Below are 5,377 nucleotides of genomic sequence, written 5' to 3' on the forward strand. Positions count from 1 at the left end.
TACAAAGGGTACGGGCAAGAGATTTATGGCATTTGTCTCATCGATTGATTCGTAAGATTCTGTCACATAATCTATGCTTTGTACTCAACAAAAAACTTGGTAACCCGCCTCTTCAGTTTGAGTTGCTTATTTCAAGTTGAGAGTGGGGTAATGTTGTTATCTATGGCCAATCCTTTATGACTGATACAGCACTTATTATCGATACCGAAACCGACCAAGGTCGTGACCCAAGACCTGTTCAAGTCGCGACCATTAATGTCATGACTGGGTTTGAGTGGATGAAATACTTTAACAGCGGACGTTCAATATCACCGGTCGTCATTAAAATTCATGGTATCACCGATGAAGATGTCGCTGGTCTTGAGCGTTTTGAGCTTGGGCAATTTGAGTTGCCGCAGTATTTGATCGGTCATAATGTCCGTTTTGACTGGCGAGTGATTGGTAGCCCGTCTGCCAAGCTTATCTGCACGGTGCGGCTTGCGCGCGTGGCCTTTCCAGAATGGAGCGCCTATAGCCAATCTAAATGTATCGAGCAGTTACTAGGCAGCAGCGAGGCGAGCAGAATGACCATTGCTGCTCATGACGCGCTAGGTGATGCGCGCATGTGCTATTTACTGTATCAAGCTTGCTGCGAGCGCCTACAAATTTCACCGACAGATTTTGTGGCCGCTCATGCTATTTCCAATAAAGCCAATCCAGTCAGTAAAATGCCCTTTGGCAAACATAAGGGCAAGCTGATTAAAGAGGTGCCAGTCAGCTATGTGAGATGGATGCTAGGCAATATTCATAATATGCAGCCATCGCTATATTCTGCATTGACCAAGCGCGTCAAAGCAGAAGATGAAACAGCGAAAGAAAAATAGTAAATATAATTATCCTATAAGTAGTTCTAAATAAAATCGATACGATTGTAATAAAGTAAATAGCCACAGTGCTACTGTTGTCAATTTTTCTTGCTTGCTGTTCGCAAGCGTGACAGAGGCTGCGAAAAATTTACTCCAGTAGCACTCGTATCGGTTTTAAAGTGAATCAATTATACAGCCCCTACCTAAGAGTAGATGGAGTACTATTGCTGTTTATTTAACCAATCAACCGCCATTTGCCAAAGCTGTGGTGCTTTGGCATTGGTTTTACGACTAAAATAACGCATGTGACCGATGCTGTTCAGGCCAAAATCTTTCGGGTCAAAAAAGCATTTTTCAACGGGCATCTGGGTAAATACGCGAATCATATCATCCATGTTTTTGCTATTGGCAATATTGTCATCGCTAAAGCCAAGCCATAAAGATGGTGCAGTTATGTCGTCATAAAAATGCGTGTGCACAGTGTTACCGAAAGCGGTCTTGATATAACCTGCGCCGTTGCACCACTCACGCCATTGCCGAGCGACGCCGCGCGGTAGTGGTTCACCCATACCGATTTTATCCGATGGCGTGTAGCCTAACGCTAAGTTGGTGAGTGGAATAAAGGCATCCATAAAACCCACCGCCTTGAGTTTATAAGGCATAGCCATGTTTTTAATACGACCTGAAGAGCATGCAACATTAAACACAGAGGCAAGAGCTTTGTAATTCGGCATCAAGCCAATCAATTGACCGCCTGCGCTATGACCAATCAGATGATAAGTGGCAGCGGCAAACTCATCCTGTAAGGCATCGAGCACAGCCGGCATATCGTGGCGACCCCAGCTGATTAAAGAGGCGTCACATTTTGCCAAATTAGACGACAGTGAGTCGCCAATACCCTCATTGTCAAAGCTCAGTACGCCAAAGCCTTGCTCGGCTAAATACGTCGCAAAATTATGATAAAACTGGCGTTTGATGCCAGTTGCTGGTGCGATCATGACGGCTGTTTTCACCTCGCCTTTAGGCCGATAAACAGTGGCTGCCAATGCTTGATTGCGCTCGGTCATGATACTGAGCGAGTATGTGTCTGTCTGATAACTGGGATGAGTGTTTTCCATAGTTTGACCTTGTTGTATTTTATCTTTTTTATTAATAGGCTCGTTGATCCAATACTTTATCAACTAATAGAATTTTTAATCACGATAGATTGTCTATATCCAGTTACTACCACTTAGATATCAGTGTTCACCTATGAATGTGTAGTCATTGCGTATTGATAAATCGTCGCTAGCGCGTGATAGCATCGCTTATGTTAAAATAAATACTGGTAAGTAAGGCGCTCGAATGTGACTTCTAAGTTCTACCTCATTTATCTTGGATACTATTGTCCGTCGATATATGCCTGAATGTTTATTTTCGAAGATGATTTGTAGGTGATAAATCTTCTGATAAATACTCACTCTATAAGCAAACCACAATAAACTCATACTCAATAAAAAATTGCTATAAAAATTAAGGAAGCTATATGCAAATGAACATTAACAACGCTACTTATGAAGTCATTACTAGCCAGGATATTACCAATATTGAAAAAGCGGTGAAAAAATCAACGTTAGCGATGCCACTGGTTGCGGTTTATTGTGGTTCACGTTCGGGTAATAGTGAGGTATATGAGCAGGCGGCACGCGAGCTGGGTAGTGCGCTAGCGGATAACGGTTTAGGTTTGGTTTATGGCGGCGCGAGTATTGGGTTGATGGGTGCAGTCGCCGATGAAGTGATTAAAGGCGGTGCGCAAGCGGTGGGAGTGATTCCAACCTTTATGCTCAAACATGAAATTGCCCATGAGCAGCTGACACGTCTACATTTGACCGATACCATGCATACCCGTAAAACAGTGATGGCAGAATATGCCGACGCTTTTATTACTTTACCGGGTGGACTTGGAACGCTTGAAGAAATTATGGAGATTGCGACTTGGCGTCAGCTGTATCAACATGAAAAGCCGATGATTATTCTTAATATTAATGGCTTTTATGATCGTATGATTGACCATTTAAAATATACTGCCGAGCAAGGTTTTATGAAACAACAAGATCTTGAGCGCTTGGTAGTGTGTAATACTATTGATGAAGCCATCGACATGCTCAAGACGGTGGTGAAAATAGACGATGCCGTTGATACTGAAAAAATGGCTGGCAATTAGACATTAATATATACGGTATTTATAATCGTATTTTATAAAAAGGGAGAGCATGGCTGATTAATTAGCCATGCTCTCCCTTTTTATAACCGTTCTTTATAGTAGCTCGTTAGCTAACTGGATAGCTTTTGAACCAGTTAAATTAACAAATTAAATAAGCACTAAAAATAACAGGCTGTCAGCGAATAGTTATACTTCCGCTGAGTCTGAATTGTCTGTTTCTAAGTTGTTTGACTTTAAGTTGTTTGATTTCAAGCTGTTTGACTTTAAGCTATCCGCACTTAATTTATCTCTACTCAAACTGTCTAAAGCCGTCTCACGAATACCATGATTTACGCCAGCCATTGCCAATGGAAAGCCGCGTTCTTTTGCGAGTACACGAGCAACCTTATCGATAGCCAAGCTATCGTTTCGCGCCAGATAAGACCATTCATGGGCATAGCGATTACGGTTGGCTTGTGTGTCGTTATCAATCAAGCCAAGCTCAGTTAGCTCTTCGACGATTTGATCGGCCGCAATTAACGTCGAGGATGCTTTAACATTTTCAGCACGCGCATAGCGTATATTAGAGTACAAGCTCACATCAGCAACTCGCAGCGTATCGTCTTCACCGGGTATTTGCTGCCCACCATATAATGCATTGCCGACAGTACGCGCGCTATGGAATGTTGGTACAAACTCAGCCACATAATCAATGGCCTGTTGGCTACGCGCTTGTAGTGGTGCTTTGTCCCAGCCGTCTTCGATATAATGCACGTATTGCGGCGGCAGCTTGGGTTGGGCGCTGTCTTTGTTCGATGCGACCAGCCCATCATCAAATAGCGTGATAAATTTACTCATGCCGTGTATTTGAAAATAACCGCCTGGATACGGCGTTAACTGCGCCATTCCTTCTGGTGTACCACGGTTGCCATAGACAATAATTTCCGGTATCTGTCCGCCAGTGTCATCCCAGTGGGTGATATAAGAGGATTTAAACTCGACCATGCGTGTGACTTTTACACCGACCATATCGTCGATGACGCCGGTACGAAAACCACAAGCATTGATTAAATAATCGACTTCAATAGAGTCAGCTTCACTGTTAGATTCAGGCGCCAAATGGGCAGCTTGCTGATAATCGATACGCCATTTAGTGAAATGATGATCGGCATTTGAGCAGTTTTCGCAATCGACAGGCATGACTTGCTTAACCTGAGTATCCGTAAATACATGCGCATGCTCATAGCCTTCTAACGCCAGCTGTGCAGAAGCTGCTAGGCGAAAAATATTCCAACCGTACTCTTGTACGACAATCAGCGGAAACTTAACTTTATTTAAATCCAAGTATTTAGCAACTGGTATCATCCATTCATCAACGGTCTTTGGAGCTGTAACTTGCTCACGTTCAGACAGCTCAATCAATTGTTCATGGCTATATAGCTGATAGTAATCATCAGGGTCACCGAGTACTTTGTTGTTGGCATCTTGGGCGATAAGTTCGTGATAAGCATCGGTTAAAATATCGAGGCGCGGCAATAAATCTTCTGGCAAGCCTTCATCGCGAGTTGGTACGGCAAATACTGTTGGACGCACGTCGATGGTATAAGGATAAAGGCGCAAAATATCGATACATTGTTTGAGCAGTGCGACGCAATCTTCGTCAGGGATTTCACGATATAGGTTGCCACCAGCATGCAAATGGCACATCGGCGGCCCATCGATTAATGATTTGTTTTTTTCAAACAAATAAGTCTCAAGCCCTAATGCGGCTAGGCGAATCGCAATAGTCGCCCCTGCTGTACCACCGCCAAGAATACCGACGCGTTTGGCTGGTTGGCGTTGACTATGGGTTTGATTGGTCGTAAAAGAGTGAGTCATTGTCGTTGTTATATCCTTAATAGCATTGGTATCAAGTCATACTTGGCATATTCTTTAAATGGTTTTTATCTAAGATAGTCTGTATACAGTTGGCTTAATCCTATTGATATGCGTGCAGAGGTAGCCAAGTTCAATGTTGATATTAAGCCGCAATGGTTACATTTACCATTGTGTAGTAATGCTTAATCTTTATAGCGTTATTCTACGAAAAACTACAACTAATAGGTTGGCAGATACGTAAGTAGATGCAGGAGTTTTGTCAACGAGCAACCATTAAATTTTAAATGTTTGAACGCAGTCAGTGCAGTGGTTTTTCAACCAAATTAGGTATTTTAGTTTTCATGTTTTGTAATCTTTATGCGCTTTTGTAAATTTATATATTGATAGAAACGACTAGGGGCTGTATAGAATTGGGAGATAGTTGAAAAAAATAAGCAACGCCTTACACTCTTGTTTACCACAACAAAGAGAA

Annotated in this window: 4 protein-coding genes and 1 pseudogene; 3 read left to right on the forward strand and 2 right to left on the reverse strand. The window is 42.6% G+C overall.

What is annotated here, in order from left to right:
- Positions 1-140, forward strand: a pseudogene (locus tag EI162_RS13180) (IS982 family transposase); the annotation flags it as partial.
- A gap of 36 nt (positions 141-176) precedes the next feature.
- Positions 177-863, forward strand: a complete 687-nt coding sequence (locus EI162_RS13185) for a putative quorum-sensing-regulated virulence factor (protein ID WP_192524777.1) — start codon at positions 177-179, stop codon at positions 861-863.
- A gap of 203 nt (positions 864-1,066) precedes the next feature.
- Here EI162_RS13185 and EI162_RS13190 read toward each other — a convergent pair whose 3' ends face one another.
- Positions 1,067-1,963 (reverse strand): alpha/beta fold hydrolase, encoded by an 897-nt coding sequence (locus EI162_RS13190; protein ID WP_192524778.1) that lies wholly within the window; start codon positions 1,961-1,963, stop codon positions 1,067-1,069.
- A 407-nt stretch (positions 1,964-2,370) separates the two neighbouring features.
- On the opposite strand from EI162_RS13190, the gene EI162_RS13195 reads away from it, so the two are divergent.
- On the forward strand, positions 2,371-3,048 hold the full coding sequence (locus EI162_RS13195) for a TIGR00730 family Rossman fold protein (RefSeq protein ID WP_192524779.1): 678 nt from the start codon (positions 2,371-2,373) through the stop codon (positions 3,046-3,048).
- Between the two features lie 186 nt (positions 3,049-3,234).
- Here EI162_RS13195 and EI162_RS13200 read toward each other — a convergent pair whose 3' ends face one another.
- Positions 3,235-4,905: an FAD-dependent oxidoreductase gene (locus tag EI162_RS13200; protein WP_192524780.1), complete on the reverse strand. Its 1,671-nt coding sequence runs from the start codon at positions 4,903-4,905 to the stop codon at positions 3,235-3,237.
- Positions 4,906-5,377 lie beyond the last annotated feature (472 nt).

Origin of the sequence: Psychrobacter sp. FME6 (genome assembly GCF_014861365.1) — a bacterium.
Classification (GTDB): domain Bacteria; phylum Pseudomonadota; class Gammaproteobacteria; order Pseudomonadales; family Moraxellaceae; genus Psychrobacter.